Genomic DNA, 25,850 nt, shown 5'->3' with positions numbered 1-25,850 from the left:
AAGTATATTATTCAAATTTCAAGTATTTTTTCTATTAAAATTTGAATATTATCACAGTCTAGGTGAAATATCACATATTTCAGGTTTGCGTTTTTAGTTATGCGATTAAAGGAAAAAGATATGTATAACAATAAAAGGGTTTGAATGATTTTACTTATATGCAAAAAAATATTAAACATATATTATGTAAAATCAAAGCATGGATATGCTTTGAGAAGTATGTAAATAAGTATGTATTTCTCTTATAAAGAGATGGTTAGTAATGCTAGGAAGTGGAATGCGTATATTGTATTTAAAATGTTAAACTTATAATATTTTTATCATTTTACATAGGATGTATGAATCAGATATTCTACTTCGTAATAACATAAAAATGGACAGAGTTTCGATGTCACTGTATAGTTCAGAATCTCTTTCTGTAGCTGGGAAATGGCGATTATGTAACGAATCAGAATAACTGGTACGGAAGAGAGAAATTATACTTAAGTCTAAGAAAATAAAGATGTTACCTTGGTATTACATATATGTGAAAAGTAACATGCAGGAGCATGTTCTAGATATATTAAAACAAAGATTTAATGTTTTTGTTCATAAAACAACAAAATATAAACGTGTAAAGAAACATGTCGTAAAAGAAGATATTCCTACAATTTCAGGCCTTGTATTTGTACAAGGTAATATGGCTGAAATTCAATCAATTTTAAAAGAACGTTGTTTTGGGATTTATCTTGCAAAAGATAAGAGTACAGGTCGTCCTGCCGTTATACAGGATAAATATATGCAGACTTTTATCCGTTTGTCCCAAATATCTCCGTTCCGCATTAGATTTATGCCACATCCATTGGAATATTATTCCGTAGGGCATCCATTGGTCAAGATAACTTCCGGTGTACTTGATGGACTTGAAGGTTATCAGATCCGTATTTCCCGTAACAAATGTCTTATAACTACAATGGGGGGACTTACTATAGCCATTGGAGGAGTCTATAAGGAAAATTTTGAAAACGTAGATGCAAATTCAGATATAACCGGATTGTTGAGTTCGGCAAACAATATAAAAAAAGAAACATAACATCACAAATATGATAATCGCAGTTGATTTTGACGGGACAATTGTAGAACATAAATATCCTGAAATAGGAAAAGAAATACCTTTTGCGATAACTACCTTGAAACGTCTTCAGGCAGAACATCATATATTGATACTTTGGACAGTTCGTGAAGGAAAGTTGCTTGAAGATGCTGTAGAATATTGTCGTGGCCGTGGTCTTGAATTCTATGCTGTCAATGCCAACCATCCGGATGAGCAACCTAATGAAAATCCTTCATGTCCGTGTCGTAAGTTGCGCGCCGATTTTTTTATTGACGACCGTAATGTGGGTTATCTTCCCGATTGGGGAGCTATTTATGAGATGATTACCAATAAGTTAAGCAGCCGCCGATATTATAGGGAAAGGTATCAGGAGTATGTGGAGGATAAGCCGTCTTTTTGGAAGAGGATGTTTGGATGGAAAAAGTGATTATAATAATTGACTATATGATAAATAGTACATATGTTAATTTATTATCTGTCATATTCATACATAAAATTCAAATTCACATTGTTACGACATTTACTGAAAAATCTACATGAATCAGGTTTCAGAAAGAACAAAGCGAATAGCGAAAAACTCTGTATATCTGTATGTACGTATGTTTTTTACAATGCTCATAGCATTGTATACTTCACGTGCAGTGCTTAAGACACTTGGTGTAGAGGATTATGGTATATATAATGTGGTTGGTGGTCTTGTATCCATGTTTTCACTTATATCTACATCATTGTCGTCCTCAACATCAAGATTCCTGACTTTTGAACTGGGTAGAGGAGATAATGAAAGTCTTAGGCGTGTATTTTCTACTTCACTATGGGTACATATTGTACTTGCTGCTGTAGTAATACTGCTTGCAGAAACAGTTGGCCTATGGTTTCTCAATACCCATATGAATATATCACCATCACGAATGCTTGCAGCTAATGTTATATACCAGGCATCTATAGTATCATTTGCTCTCGGCTTGTTTAGTGTACCTTACTCCGCTACAATATCATCTCATGAGCGGATGGATATATTTGCCGGCATAGGTATGCTTGATTCAGTACTAAAGCTGATGGCTGTACTGTTTCTGGTTTATGTACCATTTATGTATGACAAGCTAATAATGTATTCCATTTTGCTTATGTCAATAGGTATTATGATGCAGAGTATATATTTTATATATTGTCACAGACATTTCCCTGAATGCAGGTTGCAGCATTCGTTTGACCGACAGAGATGGAAGGAAATAAGCTCATTTGCCGGATGGAATTTTATAGGTTGTACAGCAGGGCTTATGAAAGGACAGGGAGTAAACATACTTATAAACCTGTTTTTTGGTACAGCTGTAAATGCAGCAAGAGGTATTTCCGAAACTATAAATATCCATGTGAACTCTTTTGCAGGCAATTTCATGTCAGCCGTTTATCCGCAAATTACAAAATCATATGCAGCCGGCGACTATTCATATACATATTCACTAGTAGAGAGAGGTTCACGTTTTTCATATTATGCCATACTTATAGTTGCTCTACCCATAATATTGGAGACAGATTTTATTCTTCATTTGTGGTTAGGTAGTTATCCTGAACATACGGTCAATTTTGCCCGTCTGGTACTTGTGACGCTTCTTATAGATACTTTATCAAATACATTGATAAATTTACAGTCAGCTACAGGTAGGATACGAAACTATCAGATAGCAATAGGCGGGATGCTGCTTATGAACTTTCCATTTTCTTATATCTGCCTTAAGGCTGGTTTAGAACCTGAATATACTTACGTGGTGGCAATATTTTTTTCCATATGTTGCCTGTCGCTTAGGCTCTATTTTTTAAAGCGTATGACATCATTCTCACCTGCTAGTTTCATAAGAAATGTATGTTGCAATGTAATTATTGTAACTTCAATAGCTTTAATAATACCGGTATTGATACATTATTATATGTCATCAGGACTTTTAAGATTTGTTATCTCTACTATAATAAGTATTCTTTCTACTATTATAACAATATATGTGGTAGGTTGTTCAAACAGTGAGAAAAAATTTTTAAAGGAAAAATTCAGCATGCTTTTATTCAAAAGGTTCAGGGTATGATACAACTGTGCGACAAAAATAAATGTTGTGGATGTTCGTCATGTAAACAGGCTTGTCCAAAACAGTGTATAACCATGGTTCACGATGTTGACGGTATTCTGTATCCACGCATTGACACAACAAAATGTATAAATTGTAAAGTATGTATTAAGGCATGTAGTGTGTTAAATAAAAAAGAGTCACGTTTTCCATACTATACCATCGCAGCTTTCAATAAAAACAACAATATACGCAAAGAAAGTTCATCGGGTGGAATATTTACACTTGTAGCTGAAAAAATTATAAATGAAGGTGGAGTTGTTTTTGGGGCACGTTTTAATAATAATTGGGATGTAATACACGATTATACAGATAATATAGAAAACTTGCAATGGTTCCGTGGTTCTAAATATGTTCAAAGTTGTATAGGTAACTGTTATAGCATTGCAAAAACTTTTCTTGATAAGAATAAAAAAGTATTGTTTACAGGTACACCTTGTCAAATATCAGGTTTGAGGCAATATTTAGGTAAGGAGTATGATAATCTGATTTGTATGGATGTTATTTGTCATGGTGTTCCCAATCAACTAGTTTGGCAGGATTATCTTCGTGAGCACAAACAGATTTTAGGGAATAAAGATATTTCATATCGTGATATTTCGTTTAGAAATAAAGATAACGGATGGAAAGGATATAATATAAGAATGTTGTATGTTCAAAATGGATATAATGTATCAGACAAAGTGTATTCCCACAGTGAGCCTTTTTATAATAACACATATATGACAGCCTTTTTAAATAATCTTTCACTAATACCTTCCTGTTTCTCATGTCATGCAAAATGTGGCAAGTCTGGTAGTGATATAACAATAGGTGACTTTTGGGGAGTAGATGAAATTTTACGGGAATTTGACGATGATAAAGGATGTAGCATTGTTTTATGTTATACAGAAAAAGGAAATAAAATGATAGAAAGTTTAAAAATGCAGTGTAAAGAAGTGTTGTACTTAGAAATTCTGAAGCATAATATGTGTATAGAACAATCCGTTGAAAGACCTTTATACTGGGGGTTGTTTTATAAATTGTGGATTATATTAGGATTTCACAAAGCTTTGAAAATAATCAGGACTAGAAACCTTGTTATACGTATAGTAAGACGAACTTACATTTTATTGGCTTATAAAAACGGTATATAATGAAAATAGCTATACTCACACAGCCGTTAATTCAAAATTATGGTTGTATTCTTCAATGCTACGCATTGCAAACCATTTTACAGAATATGGGTCATGAGGTTGTTGTATTAAATAGGACGTATAACTTTAGTTATAAACAAATAATTTTACAAATTGGGAGTTTCATAAAATCAGTAATTCTGAAATTTATATTGAGGAAGAAAAATAAAAGACTTATTAATCCACTATTGGAAAATTATAGAGAATTATTGGAATATAATAGTCCTGATCCAAAAAGAGTAAATTCCTTCAAAAAACAATATATAAGATTATCTAAAGGATTATGGACAAGTAAAGATTTAGGAAATTATTGTAAACAAAATAGGTTTGATGTAATAATTGTTGGGAGTGATCAGGTATGGAGAGAATTATATTCTCCTTGTATAACAGATTATTTCTTAGGATTCTTGTCAAATAAAGATAAAACAAAAAAGATAGCTTATGCAGCATCGTTTGGAACGAGTGAAAATCCAATAAGCTATGAAGGTATTAAGCTATGCAAAAAACATATCAATAAATTTGATGCCATATCGACCAGAGAAATATCAGGAGTCAAGCTTGTTAAAGAATTATTTAATAAGGATGCCAGTCTGGTATTAGATCCTACGCTATTACTTTCAGCTGAAGATTATATTCAGCTGATAAAGGAAGATGACAGTGTATCCGAAATGCCACATGATACTCTTACAACATATATTCTTGATTGGAGTCATAAGAAAAAGAAATGTATTGACGGAATAGCAGCAGAATTGAAATTGCTAAACAGAAATGATATATATCCAGATGATTCATCTTCTTATTCATTTAGAATGAAATCAATACCTCAATGGTTGGCTTCTTTCAGAAATGCCAGATATGTGATAACAGACTCTTTTCATGGTTGTGTCTTTTCAATTATATTCCGTAAAGACTTTGCAGTTATCATCAATAACGAACGTGGAAGTGACAGATTTACATCACTCCTACGTATCCTGGAACTGGAAGACAGAATCATATCAGTGGATGATAAAGAAAGTATTATGTCAGTTTTAACTACACCTATAGCATATGCTAATGTTGAACGCAAAATAGAAGATATGGGTAATGTTAGCTTATCTTTTTTAAACAGATATATTAACGAATCTAACTGATGGTTAATTCATATGTGTCCGAAAGTATCAATAATAGTCCCTGTGTATAATGCTGAGAAATATCTTAAACGGTGTGTGGACAGTATTTTAAATCAAACCTTCAATGATTTCGAACTAATACTGGTAAATGATGGCAGCACCGACAGTTCGGGTGAAATATGTGATAACTATCATCTTATGGAGCATCGTATAACAGTATATCATGGTGAGAATAGTGGTGTAACTCGTGCCAGATGTATTGGAGTGGAACATTCAAAAGGCGAATATATCTGTTTTGTGGATGCCGATGATTACTTGTTGCCATATTACTTAGAAACCATGCTTGATGGAATAGGACATAGTGGTGATATTGCATATGCAGCTTCAGGAAATGATATTATAGATAATATTACTGCCATTAGAATGTTATTAAGGAATCTTTTTGATTGGGGACTTCCTACAAAACTGTACAAGAAAACTCTGTTGGTGAATAAAGTGTTGGACACACCTCGAAAAATAAATATTGGAGAAGACCTCATAGGGAATATAAAAATATGTCTTAAAGCCAAAAACGTAGTATTTGTCAAGTGTGATGGATATATTTATACCATGAACGATGATTCGGTAACGCATACACGGAAATTTTCATTAGCCTACGAAGAATCTTTTTTAAATGAGGTTGAAAAAGCTCTTAAGGGTAGTAATATAGACTTTACGGATGATTTGTGGGTGTTGAAACTGCGATGTTGGAAGAATTTGGTATTGCATGGTATTAAAGTTGATAGTAACAAGGAATGGGTAAGATGGGTAATAGACAATGCTAGAGGTAAGAAGAAAACCATTGGCGATAAAGTTATTCTGAATATAACCAGTTTTTACCTGGCATATTTAGTACTGAAAGCAATAGAATTATGTAAAAGCGTTATTAAATATAAATGTCATTAATTTCGATAATTGTTCCTGTATATAATGCAGAGAAAACATTGGACAGATGTGTAGTAAGTGCAATTTCACAAAGCTATACGTCTATAGAGATTCTTCTGATAGACGACGGTTCTACCGATAGAAGTGGTGCAATGTGCGATGAATGGGGTGCAAAAGACTCCAGGATAAAGGTGTTTCATAAAATAAATGGAGGAGTTTCTTCAGCACGTAACTATGGATTAAAAAAGTCACAGGGCGATTATATACTTATGCTTGACAGTGATGATGAATTAGTTCAGAATGCATGTGAGGTATTAATACGAAGAATTGAAGATTATGATATTGTAATATTTAGAGCGAAGGGGGATGAACCAATGCTACCAAGCCAATTGTGTTACTGTTCTTTAGCAGAGTTTCGTATTGAATTTTGTAAACTGTTGAACAGTGAATTGTTAAGTAATTCTTGGAATAAGTTTTATAAGAAAGACTTGATAAAAGATGGTTTTCCTGTTGATATGTCATTTGGTGAGGATTTGGTTTTCTCTTTATGTTATTTAAAGAGATGTAATAGAATTCTGATTGTATCTGATGGATTATATATTTATAATACCGATACAGAACAGTCATTATCCCGTTCTTTAAACATAAACAGGATTGATGATATAGAGAAGTGGCAAGAACAGGTTTTATCATTTTATGGTACTGATGTTCCAGAATGCGATACGATGATATATAATAAGTATTTATATGATTCGCTTAATTATGTGAGAGAGTTATATTGTTCCAGAGATTATGGCTATAAAACAAAAGTCTGTAAATTGAAAGAGTGGTACAGCATGTCGTACTTAAAAAATAAACGGTTAATTTATCGGGGTACATTGTTCTATATTGCTTTGTATTTTTGTATTCGTTATCAGTTATGGTTTGTACCTCAAGTGGTATTGTTTGTAATGCGAAAATTTAAATTGAAAAATAAATGAATATCATTCCAATAGTATTTGCATTTGATAATAACTTGGTGCTTCCAGCTTGTGTCTGTATTTCATCATTAATGATGAATGCAAAAGAAGATACCTTTTATGATATTTTTATTCTGCACTCAGAAAGAGTTAGTTTAGAAAAAGACCAACTAGATAAAATACCATTGTATTATACAAATTGTCGTGTTCAATATAGGCAGATAGATAATACTTTTGACTCAGCTTATGAAATAAGAGGTATTACTACCGCAACATATTATCGTTTGCTTATTCCAGAACTAATACCGGAATATGATAAAATTATATATTCAGATGTAGATGTAATATTTAGAGGAGACTTATCTGATGTTTATTTGTCTACAGAATTGGATGATGTCTATTTGGCAGGTGTAAATTCATTATTCTTTCTTATACCTGGATATAAAAAATATTATTCGAGTATACTAAATCTGGATGCAAGTAAAATAATTTATGCAGGTAATATTATTCTAAACTCAAAATTATTATTATCCAAAGGGATAGTGTCGAAGTTTAAAGATTTGATAAAGAATGATTATACCTATCAGGATATGGACATTATCAATATAGCTTGTAAAGGTAAAATAAAACAATTACCACCGTCTTTTTGTCTCACAAATTATCTTAATGAAATAATGGTTTACCATCCGGACAAATTAGAGGGACTTTGGACAAAAAAAGAGATTCATGATGCTTTATCACGTGGAATAGTACATTATAACGGTCAGAAACCATGGAAAGGTTATTGTGTAAATTTTGATATCTGGTGGGAATATTACCGTAAATCGCCGTTTTTTGATGAAAAATTCTATTTTGACTTTTTCTATAGTAAATTGGATGAACTCGATAAATTGACGTTATGGAGACGTATAAAAATACTGGCCAGATGGTTTATTGTTGGTAGAAAATAAATCTTTTCTGATATGGTGAAAATATTTTTATATAAGTTCCCGTTGAAAAATAAATAGTTTACAGAAATTATGAACATAAAAATTTACATAAAGATTTTAAAACGATACTTCTTTCCTAATGGCATTTTAAATGCTATCTTAAATGATAAAAGCAGAATAGATATGTCAGTTAAGTACTATACTGAAATCAATAAACCTGAGGAAATAAAAAGAGGTGTAGTAATTTGTTTTGATGGGCATATTTTACATGGAGGTTTAGCTGATAGAATGCGAGGGATAGTTTCTGTATATGCTTGGTGTAAGAGACATAATGTTCCTTTTTATATTTATCACAATAGTCCTATTGAATTGGATAATTGTTTTATACCCAATAAAGTTAATTGGAGAATTAAAAAATCAGACCTTTTGTATAATAAAGACGTTTCATTGCCATATGTAATGATGGAATGGAGTGAGAGAGAGGTTTATGCCATGCTAGATCTTTTGCATTTTATTCATCCTCAGAAGCAACTTCATATATATACGAATTGTTTTCCACAAACAGTAGAATTTAATAAATTATTTCATGAATTATTCAGATTAGAACCATCTTTTAATAATAGAATAAATGCTTTACAAGAACAGTTGTTTAATAATAAAAGTTATATAGCCATTTCTTTAAGATTTAATCAACTATTAGGTGATTTTAAAGATACTATAGGTAAGCCATTAAAAAACAATGATCAAGAAGTCTTGATAAAAAAATGCATTTATGAAGTTAAAAAATTACGTAATCAAATTTATCCCCAATATAAGGTGTTGGTAACAGCGGATAGTACAAAATTTGTGGAACGCATCTCAAAAGAATTAGATTTTGTTGTTACTATTCCAGGAAAATCTGTTCATATTGATCAAATCAAAGATGAAAATAATGATGCTTATACAAAAGTTTTTATTGATATGATAATGTTATCTAGGGCTCAAAAAATATATTTGTTTAAAACGGGTAAGATGTATAGTGGTGCATTTGCAAAATGTTCATCAATGATAGGTAATGTTCAATATGAAATACATGAATTCTAATAGTAAGCCTCAATTATTGTATTAATTGGTACTTTTTGTTTATGTGGTTTTGTATCAAACTAACTCTTATATTTACAGTTTAAGTAAGCATTTGTCGTTTAACATATTTTTGTGCCGTAACTTTTGAGAACAATGATTATAGTAAAATATAAAGTAAATAGCTAGGAGTATATGACCTCTACCAGTTATGCAGGCAGACCAAGGACCTATGCGAATTCTGTGCTGATTATGGAGTAAATTATAACAAGCTCATGAACTGTCAGCGTCATCAGTTCTGGAGTGAGAAGTTAGGTAAGACGATTCATGTTGAGTAACCGTTGCCAAAGTCTAGATAACCGGCAAACCTTGCAACAGTCCAATCGTGAAGCTTGAAGTGAAACAACCAGAAGGCGAATCTCCGATTAAGTGGGTGAAACAGCAATTGACATCCGGAGCGACACTGTTTCTGAGAAACACAACAGTTTTTGATTAGAGTTTGTTGCTTAATAAAATGATAGGATGATATGCTTGGACTGAGTGCTAACCTGAACTATTACCTGTTCAACGGTAATGTGGAATTGCGGAAAGGCATTTTCCGTCTGTGTGAGAGTATAAGGGAAGAGAGGGTATGATTGATGAAAGAGCATACGAGTTACTCTGCTGCCAGTTGGGGCTGGCGAATGAGGAAAAGGTAGGGCTTCGCAAACAGGTAAACGAACTGATTTCGAGGCTTAAGGCTATTGAAGAATCCTACAAATAGAACCCCAAGGCTCTGGTTGATATAATCAATGACTTCAAAGATTCCCTCGAAAAGCAATCATCCACGGTTGAACATTACAGGAAAGAAATGGAACTTATGAGAAAGCAGCTTGAGGCAAAAGACGAGGTGAACATGATACTGGCAAACGAGATATCTAATCTCAGGCTTCAGCTTGAGGACAGCAGGAAACACCGTTTCGGCCGTACCTCTGAACAAGGAAGAGCGATGAACGATTGCAACATTGACAAGTCCGAATATGACTTTTTTTAATAATAAGCTGGATGAACTAGATAAGTTGACGTTATGGAAAAGAATAAAGATTTTGATACTATATTTTGTTTATGGGAAGAAATAATAGATTAGCTGTCCTGATGACCTGCTATAACAGGAAAGACAAGACAATAAAGTGTCTTGATGCCTTATCAAATGCCATTTCAAAGTGCCGTGAATCTATAAAAGTGGATGTTTTTCTTACTGACGATGGTTCTACTGATGGTACAGCTGAATCTATATGTTCAAATATCTATCCTTTTTCTTTACATCTAATTAAAGGGAATGGCAATTTATATTGGAATGGAGGAATGGTTGCTGCTTGGGAAGCTGCATTACAACAAGGTAAATATGATGGATATTTATGGTTAAATAATGATACATATATTTACCCGAATCTGTTTGATGAATTGTTGGAAGCTGATGACTACTCTTTTAAAACTTATGGAGTTCATGGTATATATGTAGGTTCTACACAAGATCCTATAACCAAAAAGTTCACCTACGGTGGTTTTAACTTTGTCAGTAAATGGACTCTTAGAGATGAATTTGTTCATCCTGACGGTAAATACCATTTATGCCAATGTGCACATGGAAATGTGACATATATCTCAAGTGATGTTGTCGAGAAAATGGGAATCTTATATAGTGGCTATCTTCATGGGGGAGGTGATCATGACTATACATATCTTGCCTATAAAGCCGGATATCCTCTAATCGTATTGAAAAGCTATGTTGGCGTATGTGAGAATGACCATGAAAAAGATGGATATGATGATTTTATGAATATGTCCTTAAGAAAGAGGATAAAGTATTTATATTCTCCTGTTGGGTACAATCTGCATAATACCTTATTATTTCAGAAAAGATGTTTTCCGTATAGATATCCTTTTGTGTGGATAATGGGTTATGTAAAAGCACTGTTCCCAAATATGTATATAAGGATTTACAAATATATAAGGTCGAATATATAGTACAGAATCATACTATATAACAATAAGTTATTTGAATTTTAATAGAGAAATGGGTAAGACAGCGATTATCATATTAAATTATAATAACTATGAAGATACTATAAACTGTATTGAGAGTATTGAAAAATATAATACTGCTGATATCAAGTATGTAATAGTTGATAATAATTCAAATAGGGAGGGGTGTAAAAAAGAATTGATTCATTATTTAAAGAAGTATGGAAAAAATAGTCTTGTCTTAGATAATGATGAACAACAATATACAGAGTTACCTTACATAACACTTATTCTAAGTTCTAAAAATGATGGTTATGCAAGAGGTAACAACAAAGGATTAAAATTAGTAGAGAAAGATAAGGAAGTCTCAGATATTCTTATACTTAACAATGATACTTTGTTTATTCAAGATATAATACCTCATTTGTTGAGATACTATTATAGTTTACCTGATGCAGGAATATTAAGCCCCTTATTATATAATAAAGAAAATGTACCAGATCTACGTTGTGGAAGAAAAAACACCAATATATACAAAGAAATTATAAGAAAAATGTTTAATTACACTTTGGTGTTAACACGTATAGATTTATCAAGAAAAGAATATCTTTTAACAAGTATTGAAAACATACCTGAACTGCTTGAAATTGAATTACCATCAGGATCATGTATGTTGATAAATAAAGCATTGTTTTCTAAGATTGGTTATTTTGATCCGAATACATTCCTTTATGTAGAAGAAAATATTTTATATAAAAAACTCACTTCTATTGGAAAGAAAAATTATCTATGTGGAAATTTAAAGTGTATCCATTTAGGAGGTGCTTCGACATCCACCTGGGAAACAAGTAAATTCTTATTGGAGTGTGAGAAAAATAGTTTTGTCTATTATTGGAAAGAGTATGAAAAGCATTCGACAATTTTGATTCTACTTTATAAATATGCTGCATATCAACATAAAATGTTGCACATGTTGATTAAAAAATATATAAAAGGGAGTAAAAAGTAATCGCATCCATCATTTCGAGTATAAGAACTTTAAAAATGGAAGACTTTAAAATTAATATAAGTATGGTTACAGTGGTAATGGCTGTATATAATTCATCAGGGACATTAGCAAGAGCTATAGAGTCTGTAATAAATCAATCATATAAAGATTGGTTGATGATATGTGTAGATGACGGCTCTATGGATAATTCATTGGAAATTCTTAATAATTATGCTCAAAATGATAAAAGAATAACTGTATTGTCTCAAAAAAATGGTGGACCAGCTGCAGCAAGAGCTGCTGCTTACCAAATAGTACAGACACCATATGTGACCTTTCTGGATTCAGATGATTTATATAGTCCGGATTTTTTGTCAAGTATGATGGATTGTGCAAACAGAACAGATGCTGATACAATAATACCTAATGTGTTGTGTGAACATCCTGATGGCTCTTTTATGAACTGGAATATTGCTTACGGTATATCTGAAGGTACAGAAACAACCGGGGAAGAATGCTTCGGCAAAACATTCATACAGCCAACCATCCATGGAATAAATATGTGGAAGACAGACCTGATAAAGCGGTTTGCTTTAAATAAAAACGCTACATACAATAATATGAATGCGGATGAATACATACAAAGATTATTATTGTTAAACAGCAGCAAAGTGGCTTTTTCTGGCGGAACGTATTACTACAAATGTAATATGCAGAGTATTACTAAGGGGTTTACTATACGTCAATTGGGTTATCTGGAAACATGTCTTAAATTTATTGATCTTATTGAAGAATATCATTTGACAGAGCCTGTCTCATCTATAATAAAGGAATACTATTTCAGACATATTATACATTTACAGATTCGACTATATAAAGATGGAAATTCTCTGTCAAAAAAAGATTATGAGACTATGAGGTCAACTATAAAAGAAGCTTATTTTCAAGCAATGGCCTATAAAGGTGATTTTCATTTTAAAGAAAAGAGATATCCTTTATTTTATAAAGCAACATCAACAAGTGGATACTTATTATTCTGTTTAACATGTTATCTGTTTGCAAAATATAAAAAATGCAATGGCTAAAGTTTCAGTAATTATCCCTATTTACAAAGTTGAAAACTTTATTGTTCGCTGTGCAAAATCACTATTGCAACAGACTTTGAACGAGGTGGATTACATATTCGTGGATGATGCTACTCCAGACAGGAGTATAGAACTGTTGGAAGAAGTAATAGGGCAGTATCCTGAACGCAAAGGGCAGGTCAGGCTGTTGAAGCATCAGACAAACAAAGGACTTCCGGCTGCACGGAATACAGGGTTGTCCGTCGCTAAGGGAGAATATATCTTCCATTGTGACAGTGATGATTTTGTAGAACCGAAAATGCTTGAACGGTTATATCTCAAAGCTAAGTCTGATGAAGCGGATATAGTCTGGTGTGACTGGTGGCTTTCTTTTGAACGGAATGAACGGTATATGAAGCAGCCTGGATATGCTACACCAATGGAAGCCTTGAAAGGACTATTGGAAGGTACTATGAAGTTCAATGTATGGAATAAGCTTGTCAAAAGAACCCTTTATGCAGATTATAATATACAGTTTCCATCCGGTTATGGTATGGGAGAAGATATGACAATGATCCGCCTTTTTGCGAGAGCCGGAAAGGTTTCTTATTTGGCTGAAGCCTTTTATCATTATGTGCAACTGAACACTGGAGCTTTCTGTAAGACTGAAAATAAACAGCATCTCATTGATTTAAGACATAATGTATCATTGGTGGAGGATGACTTGTGGAGTCTTTATGGAAAAGAAATAGAAACAGAACTGGCTTTTTTTAAGCTGAATGTAAAATTTCCTTTTTTAATAACAGATAATCCAGCTAAGTACAAATTATGGGAAGCATGGTTTCCTGAAGCAAATAAATTCATAATTAAAAACAAAAACATTTCCTTGAGAAGCCGACTGCTGCAATTGGCTGCCTGGAAAAAACAATACTGGCTTGTAAAACTGTACTATATCTGCATACACCGTCTGGTATATGGAGTAATTTACCGATAATAATTTATGTTGGCAATACGAATAGTCGGAATAACATTTGCAGTTATTCTGACCAGCTTTTTTTTCTTTCCTTTTGAGTTTACAATTCTTCCCGGTATAAACACAAAGATGGCACTTGCTGGCGTAGGATTGCCGATTTTGGGATATCAGCTTGCTTCTCATCGTACCGGCTTAATTAACAAGCAGGTATTTCTACTTTCCATATGGGCAGGAATAGCTTCAATTATTGGATGTTTCTCTATAACATTCAATAATACACCTGATACTGCATACGCAACCTATATCGTATCCATGTGGGTTTGGCTCAGTGCGGCATATACGGTGACTACTTACATCAGAATGGTTCACGGTAATCTTTCAACTATGTTACTGTTGCGTTACCTGATAATAGTCTGTGTATGTCAGTGTATTTTAGCATTGCTTATTGACTCTTATCCGAATATAAAACAAATTATAGACCAATATGTTCAGCAGGGACAAGATTTTTTGAATAAGACTAATGTAAATCGTCTTTATGGAATTGGTGCCTCATTGGATGTTGCAGGGTCAAGATTTGCCGCACTACTTGTGATGATAGCTTTCTCGGTTACTGATATGTGTAAGACAGATGAAAGAAAATACATACCTCTTTTCTTGGTTGCATTCTTCCTGATAGCTGTTATAGGGAATATGATAGCAAGAACAACAACTATAGGATTGATTCTGGCTGTGGGCTATTGGATGTATATGTCAGGAGTTCTTACTTTTAAAATAGATACGAACTACAGTTCACTATGGAGCTGGTTTTTATGGATTCTGGCGGCAACGATAGTTATAGCTGTTTTTTGCTATCATTTTGTACCCAGAACCGAAGAAAAACTGCGTTTCGCTTTTGAAGGATTTTTCAGTCTTGTAGAAAAAGGAGAATGGTCAGTAAGTTCAAATGACCGTTTAAAGGGTATGTATGTGTTCCCGGAAACATTAAAGACCTGGCTTATAGGTGATGGATATTTCTCCAATCCAAGGAATATTGACCCTTATTTTATCGGTAAAGAAATAGGTGGATACTATATGGGTACTGATGTTGGATATTTACGTTTTATTTTCTATTTCGGTTTGGGTGGTCTGTTCGCAATGTGTATGGTTATCTATAAGGCCGGCAATTTCTGTATAAATAATCTTTCCCGTTATAGGGATATGTTTTTATTATTGCTGTTAGTAAACTATGTGGTCTGGTTTAAAGTCTCTACAGATATATTCCTTGTATTTGCAATGTTTCTTATGGTTGCCCGTAGCGAAGAGGAAGACAAACAATTACAGCACAAAATATGAAAATCGTTTATTGTATAGCAGGTACCTGTCATTCCGGAGGAATGGAAAGGGTATTGGCAAACAAGGCAAACTATTTGGCCGGGAGGGGATATGAGATTGTTATTGTAACTACCGACCAGCACGGAAGACAGCCTTTCTTCCCTCTGAACGAGCAGATCCGGTGTATTGACCTGGATATAAATTATGAAGACAATAACGGGAAGTCTTTTTTGAATAAACTGATGCATTATCCTGTTAAACAGTTGTTACACAGGAAAAGGCTTGAATCAGTTCTTATGAGGGAAAAACCTGACGTTACGGTCTGTATGTTCAATAATGATGCATCGTTTATAACCGGTATAAAGGATGGAAGCGCAAAACTGTTGGAGATACATTTCTCTAAATTCAAACGTTTGCAGTACGGACGCAAAGGACTGTGGAGAATAGCCGACAAGTGGAGAAGCAAACAGGATGAAAATATTGTCAGAAGATTCGACAGGTTTGTGGTTCTTACTGAGGAGGATAAGAGATATTGGGGTGAACTGAATAATATAGAAGTAATACCTAACGCAATTACATACATACCATCTGAGAAATCAAATCTTGAGAATAAAAAGGTGGTAGCAGTAGGAAGATATAGCTTTCAGAAGGGATTTGACAGGCTGATTGAAGCCTGGAGAATAGTGGTAAAAGATTTTCCGGATTGGAAACTTGATATCGTGGGGGATGGAGAAGAATATGAAAAGCTTAAAAAGCTGATATCAGGATATGGACTGGATAATTCGGTAGCATTGATAAAAACGAAAAAGAATATAGGGGATGTGTATAGAAACGCATCTGTATATGCAATGACATCACGCTATGAGGGCTTGCCGATGGTATTGCTGGAAGCCCAGTCATATGGTCTGCCTGTTGTGTCTTTTGACTGTAAATGCGGTCCAAAAGATATCATAGATGAGGGGGAAAACGGTTTTATCGTGGATGATGGGAACATCACACTATTTGCAGGAAGGATGGCTGAACTTATGATGGACATGTCGTTAAGAAAAAGAATGGGAGAAAAAGCCGGGATATCAATCCTTAAATATGATGAAACGACTGTCATGGATAAATGGATTCAAACATTCAAATCAATATCAGATAGATGAAAACTATTGTTGTTTCAGCGGTAAACCTGCGTAAGGGAGGCACACTGACTATTTTGAGAAACTGTCTGGAGTATCTTTCGCAGCTGGCTCAAAACGGAGAATATAAGGTTGTGGCACTGGTGCATAACAAGAATCTGGCGATGTATCCCGGAATAACATATATCGAAATGCCCTGGACTGTGAAAAGCTGGTTCTGCCGTATATGGTGTGAGTATATAACAATGTATAAAATTTCGAAGCAACTTTCTCCCGTTTATTTATGGCTGTCCTTGCATGACACAACGCCTAATGTAAAGGCTGAGAGGCGTACTGTTTATTGTCATAACCCTTTCCCGTTTTATCCCTGGAAATGGCGTGAGCTTTTCATGAATTACCGTATCGTATGTTTTGCCTGGTTCACAGAATATATTTACAGAATAAATATTCACAAGAATTATAAGATTGTTGTTCAGCAGGATTGGATGAAAAGAGAATTCATCAAACTTTTCAATCTTCATAAAGACAAAATTATTGTAGCGCTGCCGGAGAATAGAACGGATACTGTGGATATAAGAAATAAATATAAGTCTTCCGAATCAACTTATAATTTTATATACCCATCATACGGAGATATTCATAAGAACTTTGAACTGTTGTGTGAGGCGGCTGCTATGCTGGAAAATGAAATTGGAAAAGATAAGTTTAAGGTTTATATGACAATATCCGGTACAGAGAATAAATACACAAGATGGCTGTACAGGAAATGGGGGCATGTCAATTCTTTAGTTTTTACAGGATTCTTGGACCGTGTGAAACTTTATGAATTATATGGTAATGCCGATTGTCTGATATTTCCTTCGAAAGTTGAAACATGGGGATTGCCTATAAGTGAGTTTGCACAGTTTGAAAGGCCAATGCTGTTGGCTGATCTGCCATACGCGCATGAAACGGCAGCCGGAAGTGCAAAGACTTCATTCTTCAATATCCATGATGCAAATATTCTTAAGGGGAAAATGAAGAAACTGATTGATAACGACAATTCTTTTCTTGAACCGATATCCAAGTACGAACCAGAGGCTCCAGTAAGTCATACATGGGAAGAACTATTCAAGATGTTATTAGGATGAAACCGTATCTTTCATTTATAGACATATCTACATTCTCAGCAAAAGAAAGGATATCGTTACAGAAACGTTATGCCTTACACAAAAAATATGAGAAGGCTGTAAACTTATATATAGACACAGATATGTCGCAAAAGGCAATTGCCGAAAAATGTAATGTATCTTTAGCCGGACTCGGAAACTATCTGCGAAGGTATTGGAGAGAGCAAGTACTAATCAGGCATCAGATTCCTGTAGATAAAGTTGAGCCCGGCAAAATCAAAATAATTGCTGCAGGAAAGCAAAGTGTAAAAGCCCACGAAAAGTATAAGGATGCTATTGCTGCATGTGATTCATTAACTTATATTGAATTCAATATATCACAGATAGCAAGAAAATTCGGATTGAATGGAACTGCATTGGCCAATCATATGCGTATACACTATCAGGAAACTTTGGTCTTTAAGTCTATAGCAAAAAGATTTAATATCAATTATAACAGCTTAGGAGGATTTGTACGTCGTAACCGTCCTGACGTAATAATAAATCACAATAATCTACTTAAGGATAAAGAATAAAGCTATTTATTAGAGTTTATATAGAATAAGGAACAGGAATTATGATTATCAATACCCTAAACCTTATTCTATATAATGTCTATTATTTCAATAAATAAAATAATGGAAGAATCTGAAAGAAAAATACTTCAGCTGGGTAAGTTTTATCCAATTTATGGAGGTGTAGAAAAAGTCGAGTTCGAGCTTATGCTCGGGCTGTCGGAAAAGAACATTAAATGTGATATGCTATGTGCGGCATTGGAGGGGAAAAGCAAGAAATATGAATTTAATGATAAAGCGAAGCTACTTACCTGTCACTCATGGACAAAGGCAGCAGCTACAATGATTTCTCCTGCGATGATTCTCACTTTAAGAAGGTGCAAAGATGATTATGATGTAATACATGTACATCACCCTGACCCTATGGCTTCACTTGCATTGCTCATGTCCGGTTATAAAGGAAAGGTCGTATTACACTGGCACAGTGATATATTAAAGCAGAAGTTACTTCTTAAGTTTTATAAACCTATACAAGATTGGATAATTAAGCGAGCAGATATTATAGTCGGTACTTCTCCGATTTATCTAAAAGAGTCTATATATCTGAAAGATGTTCAGCAGAAAACTATTTGCGTGCCAATAGGAGTAGAACCAATTAAACCGGAAAGAGATAAGGTATCTGAGATTAGAGAAAAATATAAAGGGAAAAAGATAATTTTTTCATTAGGAAGACTGGTCGCTTATAAAGGATTCAGATATTTGATAGATGCAGCCAGTTATCTGAATGACAATTTTGTTATTCTGATAGGTGGTACCGGTCCTTTAAAAGAAGAGTTAGATAAACAGATAAAAGAAAAAAGGCTTGAAGATAAAGTTAAGTTGCTTGGTAGAATTTCTGATGATAAGCTACCATCATATTATGGAGCATGTGATGTGTTTTGCCTAAGTAGCATAATGAAAACAGAAGCTTTCGGAATAGTGCAGATAGAAGCTATGTCATGCGGTAAGCCGATAGTAGCTACAAATATACCACAGTCTGGTGTTCCTTTTGTAAATTCACATGGGATATCCGGTCTGAACGTAGAACCGGCAAATGCTGAGAATCTTGCGAAAGCCATAATGGATATAACCAAAGATTCAGAAACTTATAACCATTATTCTTCTGGAGCGATAAACAGATATAGTGAGCTATTTACAAAAGAAAAAATGATAGAAAACAGTATTAACCTATATAATAACCTTTAATAATTATTAAATGAGAATATTAGCAACATACCAATTGAATAACTTTCTGATATATAGTGATATTATGACTAACTATAACTTTATAAAACGCTCTTTGGATATTGTTTTAAGCATTTTAGGAATTATAATCACATCGCCACTATGTCTTGTCATATATTTATTGATAAAGCGTGAAGATGGAGGACCGGTAATCTTCAGACAGGAGCGTATAGGATATGGTGGAAAACCTTTCACGATATATAAGTTCCGCTCTATGATTATAGAGGCTGAAAAGGATGACAAACCAGTATTGTGTCAGAGAAACGATAAAAGGATGACAAAAGTAGGTTATTTTTTAAGAGAGCACCATCTGGATGAAATACCGCAGTTATGGAATATATTGAAAGGAGACATGAGTCTGGTAGGTCCACGCCCTGAAAGAAAGTTTTTTGTTGACCGTATTATCTCTGTCAATCCTGATTATAAGTTGCTGTATAAACTGAGACCGGGAATATTTTCGCCGGCAACACTTTATAACGGATATACCGATACTATGGAAAAAATGTTGGAACGTCTCCGAATGGATTTGGAATATATGCGTAACAAATCATTTTGGCTAGATGTAAAAATAATATATCTCACATTAACGTCTTTGCTGACAGGAAAGAAATTTTAAAGAATGATGATTGATAATAGAATACTACATACGAAGAATAATCTTAAATTAAGAAAAATAGGCAATCAATATATGATTGTAGAAGTTCGTGATGAACTGATAAACATGAGTGATGTTTACAGTATGAATAAAACAGCCGCAAACATCTGGAAACGTATAGATAAAGGTGGATGTACTTTTGAACAACTGGTTGAGTTTATATGTGACACATATGATGTTTTAAAAGATAAGGCCTCTTATGACCTGAAAAAACTACTTGAGGAGTGGGAGTCTTATGGTCTTATTTACTGAAAAGTTTCCCTTTTGCATGAATGATGGATATATCAAAAATACATAAAGCATTCTTTTCACTTCTGCAATCCGGACTTTGGGACTATGAAAACAGAGAAATTTCAATATTTCCGCTGACAGAAACCGAATGGAAGGTCCTGTACAGGTTGAGCAGAGAACAGACTGTAACTGGGCTAATATTTGCCGGTATCCAGAAATTACCAGAAAGTATTCAACCGAAAGAAAATCTTCTTGTGAGATGGATTGCAACTATTGATGCTATCGAACGGAGTAATCTGAAGATGAACTCTGTACTGGCAGAACTCTGTGAGATGTTTAAGAAAGCCGGAATTAATCCTGTACTGCTAAAGGGGCAGGGCATAGCTTCCTTATATAAGAACCCATTGTTGAGAGAGTGTGGGGATATTGATTTTTATTTCCCGACTGAAAAAGATTTTTTAGGCGCAAAGAATTGTATACATAGGGAGGGAATCAGAACAGAGAACAAGGCAGACGGAAGTATGTCTTATTTTTGGAAAGGAGTGAAGATAGAACACCATAAACGTATGTTTGATTTGTTTACGTCACGTTCGATAAGATATTCTAAAGAACTGGAAACGAGATACGGTGTGAAATCGATAACCCTCTGTGGAAATAATGATGTTCAGATAGATATACCACATCCTATCCTTAATATAATACAGCAGAGTACTCATATACTTAAACATGCTTTTGGATTGGGAATCGGACTGCGTCAGTTCTGTGATCTTGCCATCTCTTATTACACATGGTATGGTGAACTGGCAGGTGATGATATAAGGGTGATATGTTCCAAATTGGGATTGGATAGGTGGTGTTCATTGCAATTTTCATTCTTGGTAAAGTATATCAATCTTCCCAAACAGTATATTCCTAATCATGAGATAATGGTTTCTCCTGATGTCTTGTATGCTATAGTGTGGAATGGAGGAAATTTCGGGCATAATGCAATTACAACCGGAAAATGTGATTCTGTTATATTAAGAAAAGTACATACAGCCTGGTCTTTCTATAATAACATCCGTTTTGCATATAAAATCGCGCCTAAAGAGGCTTTAGGCCTTTTTATGTATCTTATAAAAGGGCAGTTAAAATGAAAAATGATTTTTATTATCGTATAGCCGGATTTGATATTAAAATATCGACGTTCAGGAACCTGTGTATAGACAGTGTTCTTCCCTCTTTCATTCCTTTTAAGTTGGAGAAACCGGTGAATGACTCATTTCTTATCAGATGTAAGATCCGGTCGTTGGATGAAGCATCATTTGTTGAACAGAATGGAAATCTACTCGATGAAACAGAAAATGAAATGGGAATTATCCGTCTGTATAAACACGACGCCGGGTATATGCTGGCTGTAAAGACTAATTTGTGGAATGAATGGCATTATATGCTGGCTGACAAACAGTTTAAAGCAATCGTAATATATACGAGAGTGCATGATAATAATGAGAACAATGAGCTTTCTTCTTTATTGAGAATAGCATTCTCACAGTCAATACTTAAATATGAAGCTGTTTCTGTTCATGCTGCTGCCGTTTATTCAGCTAATATATCATATTTCTTTATGGGAGAAAGCGGTACGGGTAAAAGTACTCATGCACAACTGTGGATTGGCAATATACCAGATACAGTGCTTCTGAATGACGACAATCCAGTCATTAGGATTATTGGAAATGAAATATATGGATATGGAACGCCATGGTCCGGTAAAACAGCCTGCTATAAGAATCTGTCCTTCCGTTTGGGAGGTATAGTAAGGCTTAAGCAGAGTGAAGTAAACAATTTCTCTCTACTTAAAGATGTGGATGCGTTTATATCTGTTTATCCCGGATGTTCAGTTATATCGTGTGATAAGGACTTAAGCAACATCATGCATGAAACACTGATAAAGATATGTCAGACTGTAGCTGTGGGAAAACTTGAATGCAGACCCGACAGGGAAGCTGCTCTAATGTGTTATAAAAATCTTGTAGTCAAATAAATTTCAACTAAAATCAAATGATGTATAAACAAATTATTTGGGCAATAGTTTTTGCCGTATCTTTTCTGACTTCGTGTACATCGAGTAAGAATATAGTCTATATGCAGGATATGCAGACAGGTGAGAAATATCCTTATAATGACCGAAAAGAGGCTACTATCAGACGTGATGACAGGTTGAGCATTACTGTCAGCAACAAGAATCCTGAACTTGCCATTCCGTTCAATATATATGGCGGTACTTTCAGAGTAGGTAGTGAGGGTGATATAAGAACAGAAGCTTCAACAAGAGTAAACGAAAAAGGATATCGTGTAGATATAGATGGTGATATTGAGTTCCCGATATTGGGAATAATACATGTAGAAGGTCTTACTGTGAGTGAACTTAGAGACTTGATAAAAGAAAAGATAGAGAAGGGGAATTATATGAAAGACCCGATAGTGAGTATCGAATTTCTGAACTTCAAATACACTGTATTAGGAGCTGTTGGTCGTAATGGAACATTTAATGTAGAAGGAGACCGTATCACTCTTCTGGAAGCCATCGCTAATGCCGGAGATATAGCTGTGAACGCGCGGATAGACCGTGTGGCTGTTATCAGGGAAGTTAATGGAGAACGTGAAATGTTTATGCATGACCTTCGCAGTAAGGAAATTTTTGATTCACCAGCCTTCTATCTGCAGCAGAATGATGTAGTGTATGTGGAACCTAAATACCGTAAAGCCGATATAGAAGACCGAGGATGGAAAATAACAACGTTTCTGTTGTCTGTTGTTTCGGCAATTTCATCTGTTATGTGGGCTATAAAGTAATAATATCAACATAAAAGAATATGCAAACTGAAAGAAATTCGAATTCGAAGAATGATCAAGGTATAAACCTTATAGACCTGTTACTGTATTTAGCTTCGAAGTGGAAATGGTTTTTACTGTCTGTACTAATCTGTACTGGTATTGCATGGTACAAATATGCCACTGCACCTTTCATATATTTCCGTTCAGCAACTGTAATAATAAAAGACCCATCAAATAAAGCATCCTCAGGAGGACTTGACCGTTTTGATAATTTTATCAACAAAGTCAATGTTGCCAATGAAATATTACAGTTCCGATCAAAGAAACTGATGAGAGAGGTGGTGCAACGTGTACATGCCGATATCAATTATAAGTTAGAAGATGGGCTGAGAAGTATAGAACTGTATACACAGTCGCCTGTATGTGTCAGTTTTAAGGATATCATGTCAGAACAGTCAATTAACTTTACAATAGAGATAAAAGATAAACAGACAATTGTCCTCTCTGGTCTGAAAGGTTTAGGTGAAGAAAAGGTATATACATCAAGCCTTAATGATACAATATCTCTTGATAACGGAATGAATATAGTAGTGACACCAACAAACAATTTTAATGAATCGTGGTTCGGTGAAAAAATACATATCAGTAAATATCCATTGGATGCTGTTGCCGATTTTTATAAAAACTCTTTGGGTATTCAGCAGGAAGAGGAGGAAGCCTCAATCCTGACACTTTCGCTGAAAGACAACTCGGCGAGAAAGGCAGAGGATATAATAAATATGCTTATAACAGTATATAACGAGGAGGCTATCAAGGACAAGAATCAGGTTGCAATCAATACGGCCGACTTCATTAATGAACGACTGATTATAATTGAGAATGAACTGGGTAGTGTAGAATCTGATTTAGAGAACTTTAAACAGAGCAATGAAATCGTAGATATTTCATCTGCTGCCGGCATGTATATGCAGGAAACGCAGAAGTATAACTCAAATGCTCTGGAACTAGAGACACAGCTGCGTCTGGCCAACTATATCAAAGAATATCTTACTAATCCGTCGAATGACAGGGAACTTATTCCATCCAATACAGGTATCGGTGACGATAACATTGAAAGTCAGATAAGCAGCTATAACAATGCCAAACTGAAACGTGACAGACTGATAGATGACTATAGTGTGAACAATCCTATAGTAGAGGAGTTGAACAATTCTCTTCTTGCCATGAAACAGAATATAATCAGGGCAGTAGAAAATATGATTGTAAGTATCAATATGAAACGTAATGACGCACAGAGCCACGAGAAAAGGGCAAAGGAGCGTATTACATCAATTCCTACAAAGGAACGGCAAATGCTGTCAATAGAACGTCAGCAGAAAATAAAGGAATCACTGTATCTTTTCCTTCTGAACAGAAGGGAAGAGAATGCACTGTCGCAGGCTATGGTAGATAACAATGCCAGAGTCATAGACGGTGCGGATGGTGGTAGTTATCCCATATCGCCAGACCGTAACAGAATTCTATTGTTGGGATTACTAATGGGGATGGCTATACCGGGGGTAACATTTCTTGCCATACTGTTTATGGATACGAGGGTTCGAAGCCGCAAGGATTTTGATGGTGTGGTAAATATACCTTTTCTTGGAGAGATTCCTTTGGATAAGAAAAAGAATCCTAAAAGCAACGATGTCCAGCCTGAGAATGAAGCGGGTGACAGTATAACGGCTGAAGCTTTCCGTATATTACGAACCAACATGTCGTTTATGAACCGCAAAGACCGACCGGTGAAGGTTATAACACTTACATCACTGAATGAGGGCGCCGGAAAGACTTATATATCACGCAATCTTGCAATGAGCTATGTGCTTACAAAAAAACGTGTACTTCTGCTCGATATGGATATAAGGAGGGGAACCCTAAGCAGATTCTTCAAGTTGTCTAAGACAGGTCTTACCAACTATATTGCAGATACCACATTAACCGTGGACGACATTATTCAAAAGAAAGGAAGCTTTGATATGATCGCAGCCGGTACAATAGCCCCAAATCCAGCTGAACTCCTGATGGAAGATAGACTGGATATGCTGATTGAAGAATTGAGAAGCAGATATGATTATATCATTGTGGACGGCGTACCTGTGGGTATAATAGCCGATGCTACAATCTCTAACAGAATAGCAGATATGACTCTTTTTGTAGTAAGATCCGGGCGACTAGACAGAAGACAGTTGCCTGATATAGAGGAGCTATATAAAGAGAATAAGCTGCGCAATATGGCTATTATCCTTAATGGAGCAGAAATGCATCGACGCTATGGATATTACGGACGCTATGGATATTATGGATATGGTTATAAGAAGAAATAAAA

Annotated in this window: 24 protein-coding genes and 2 pseudogenes; all 26 read left to right on the top strand. The window is 34.6% G+C overall.

Annotated elements, in window-relative coordinates:
• Positions 1-502 precede the first annotated feature (502 nt).
• On the top strand, positions 503-1,072 hold the full coding sequence (locus H6A27_RS03150) for a transcription termination/antitermination NusG family protein (protein ID WP_338083591.1): 570 nt from the start codon (positions 503-505) through the stop codon (positions 1,070-1,072).
• A gap of 10 nt (positions 1,073-1,082) precedes the next feature.
• Positions 1,083-1,520 (top strand): BT0820 family HAD-type phosphatase, encoded by a 438-nt coding sequence (locus tag H6A27_RS03145; protein WP_204507639.1) that lies wholly within the window; start codon positions 1,083-1,085, stop codon positions 1,518-1,520.
• Between the two features lie 109 nt (positions 1,521-1,629).
• A complete protein-coding gene (locus H6A27_RS03140; protein WP_204507638.1) occupies positions 1,630-3,174 on the top strand; it encodes a lipopolysaccharide biosynthesis protein in 1,545 nt (514 codons plus the stop codon).
• A gap of 74 nt (positions 3,175-3,248) precedes the next feature.
• Positions 3,249-4,349, top strand: a complete 1,101-nt coding sequence (locus tag H6A27_RS03135) for a Coenzyme F420 hydrogenase/dehydrogenase, beta subunit C-terminal domain (protein ID WP_204507637.1) — start codon at positions 3,249-3,251, stop codon at positions 4,347-4,349.
• Positions 4,349-5,518, top strand: coding sequence for a polysaccharide pyruvyl transferase family protein (locus tag H6A27_RS03130; RefSeq protein WP_204507636.1), 1,170 nt, complete (start codon positions 4,349-4,351; stop codon positions 5,516-5,518). Before H6A27_RS03135 ends, H6A27_RS03130 begins: the two co-directional genes overlap by 1 nt.
• A gap of 75 nt (positions 5,519-5,593) precedes the next feature.
• The gene (locus tag H6A27_RS03125) at positions 5,594-6,442 is read left to right on the top strand and encodes a glycosyltransferase family 2 protein (RefSeq protein WP_420867839.1); all 849 of its coding nucleotides are present in this window, start codon (positions 5,594-5,596) and stop codon (positions 6,440-6,442) included.
• A complete protein-coding gene (locus tag H6A27_RS03120) occupies positions 6,433-7,401 on the top strand; it encodes a glycosyltransferase family 2 protein (RefSeq protein ID WP_204507634.1) in 969 nt (322 codons plus the stop codon). Before H6A27_RS03125 ends, H6A27_RS03120 begins: the two co-directional genes overlap by 10 nt.
• A complete protein-coding gene (locus tag H6A27_RS03115) occupies positions 7,398-8,330 on the top strand; it encodes a glycosyltransferase family 8 protein (RefSeq protein WP_204507633.1) in 933 nt (310 codons plus the stop codon). Before H6A27_RS03120 ends, H6A27_RS03115 begins: the two co-directional genes overlap by 4 nt.
• Before the next feature lie 69 nt (positions 8,331-8,399).
• Positions 8,400-9,392, top strand: a complete 993-nt coding sequence (locus H6A27_RS03110) for a hypothetical protein (RefSeq protein ID WP_204507632.1) — start codon at positions 8,400-8,402, stop codon at positions 9,390-9,392.
• A gap of 503 nt (positions 9,393-9,895) precedes the next feature.
• Positions 9,896-9,994, top strand: a pseudogene (locus H6A27_RS03105) (IS66 family insertion sequence element accessory protein TnpB); the annotation flags it as partial.
• Positions 9,995-9,999: 5 nt separating this feature from the next.
• Positions 10,000-10,392 (top strand): annotated as a pseudogene (locus tag H6A27_RS03100) (hypothetical protein); the annotation flags it as partial.
• A gap of 80 nt (positions 10,393-10,472) precedes the next feature.
• Positions 10,473-11,375 (top strand): glycosyltransferase family 2 protein, encoded by a 903-nt coding sequence (locus H6A27_RS03095; protein ID WP_204507631.1) that lies wholly within the window; start codon positions 10,473-10,475, stop codon positions 11,373-11,375.
• Between the two features lie 31 nt (positions 11,376-11,406).
• Positions 11,407-12,381 (top strand): glycosyltransferase, encoded by a 975-nt coding sequence (locus tag H6A27_RS03090; RefSeq protein ID WP_204507630.1) that lies wholly within the window; start codon positions 11,407-11,409, stop codon positions 12,379-12,381.
• A gap of 35 nt (positions 12,382-12,416) precedes the next feature.
• Positions 12,417-13,445 (top strand): glycosyltransferase family 2 protein, encoded by a 1,029-nt coding sequence (locus H6A27_RS03085; RefSeq protein ID WP_204507629.1) that lies wholly within the window; start codon positions 12,417-12,419, stop codon positions 13,443-13,445.
• Positions 13,438-14,418, top strand: a complete 981-nt coding sequence (locus H6A27_RS03080; RefSeq protein ID WP_204507628.1) for a glycosyltransferase family 2 protein — start codon at positions 13,438-13,440, stop codon at positions 14,416-14,418. The genes H6A27_RS03085 and H6A27_RS03080 overlap by 8 nt, the downstream gene beginning before the upstream one ends.
• A gap of 108 nt (positions 14,419-14,526) precedes the next feature.
• Positions 14,527-15,729: a hypothetical protein gene (locus tag H6A27_RS03075; protein WP_204507627.1), complete on the top strand. Its 1,203-nt coding sequence runs from the start codon at positions 14,527-14,529 to the stop codon at positions 15,727-15,729.
• The gene (locus tag H6A27_RS03070) at positions 15,726-16,856 is read left to right on the top strand and encodes a glycosyltransferase family 4 protein (protein WP_204507626.1); all 1,131 of its coding nucleotides are present in this window, start codon (positions 15,726-15,728) and stop codon (positions 16,854-16,856) included. Before H6A27_RS03075 ends, H6A27_RS03070 begins: the two co-directional genes overlap by 4 nt.
• Positions 16,853-17,962, top strand: coding sequence for a glycosyltransferase family 4 protein (locus H6A27_RS03065; protein WP_204507625.1), 1,110 nt, complete (start codon positions 16,853-16,855; stop codon positions 17,960-17,962). Before H6A27_RS03070 ends, H6A27_RS03065 begins: the two co-directional genes overlap by 4 nt.
• A complete protein-coding gene (locus H6A27_RS03060; RefSeq protein WP_204507624.1) occupies positions 17,959-18,516 on the top strand; it encodes a hypothetical protein in 558 nt (185 codons plus the stop codon). The genes H6A27_RS03065 and H6A27_RS03060 overlap by 4 nt, the downstream gene beginning before the upstream one ends.
• Positions 18,517-18,618: 102 nt before the next feature.
• Entirely contained in the window at positions 18,619-19,740 is a 1,122-nt protein-coding gene (locus tag H6A27_RS03055; protein WP_204507623.1) for a glycosyltransferase, read from the top strand.
• A gap of 10 nt (positions 19,741-19,750) precedes the next feature.
• Complete coding sequence (locus H6A27_RS03050) at positions 19,751-20,395, top strand: sugar transferase (protein WP_204507622.1); 645 nt, start codon at positions 19,751-19,753, stop codon at positions 20,393-20,395.
• 72 nt (positions 20,396-20,467) lie between these two features.
• Positions 20,468-20,686 (top strand): PqqD family protein, encoded by a 219-nt coding sequence (locus H6A27_RS03045; RefSeq protein WP_239469550.1) that lies wholly within the window; start codon positions 20,468-20,470, stop codon positions 20,684-20,686.
• Positions 20,687-20,706: 20 nt separating this feature from the next.
• Entirely contained in the window at positions 20,707-21,801 is a 1,095-nt protein-coding gene (locus H6A27_RS03040; RefSeq protein WP_204507621.1) for a nucleotidyltransferase domain-containing protein, read from the top strand.
• Positions 21,798-22,688 carry a phosphoenolpyruvate carboxykinase gene (locus H6A27_RS03035; RefSeq protein ID WP_204507620.1) on the top strand — a complete coding sequence of 297 codons (891 nt, stop codon included), beginning with the start codon at positions 21,798-21,800 and terminating at the stop codon, positions 22,686-22,688. The genes H6A27_RS03040 and H6A27_RS03035 overlap by 4 nt, the downstream gene beginning before the upstream one ends.
• A 17-nt stretch (positions 22,689-22,705) precedes the next feature.
• Positions 22,706-23,500: a polysaccharide biosynthesis/export family protein gene (locus tag H6A27_RS03030; RefSeq protein ID WP_239469549.1), complete on the top strand. Its 795-nt coding sequence runs from the start codon at positions 22,706-22,708 to the stop codon at positions 23,498-23,500.
• Between the two features lie 20 nt (positions 23,501-23,520).
• Complete coding sequence (locus H6A27_RS03025) at positions 23,521-25,848, top strand: GumC family protein (RefSeq protein ID WP_204507619.1); 2,328 nt, start codon at positions 23,521-23,523, stop codon at positions 25,846-25,848.
• The last annotated feature ends 2 nt before the right edge of the window (positions 25,849-25,850 follow it).

It is taken from the genome of Bacteroides caecigallinarum, assembly GCF_016902295.1.
GTDB classification, from domain to species: domain Bacteria; phylum Bacteroidota; class Bacteroidia; order Bacteroidales; family Bacteroidaceae; genus Phocaeicola; species Phocaeicola caecigallinarum_A.
The sequence above is the reverse complement of the archived record's forward strand: the minus strand, read 5'-3'. Positions and strand labels throughout refer to the sequence as shown.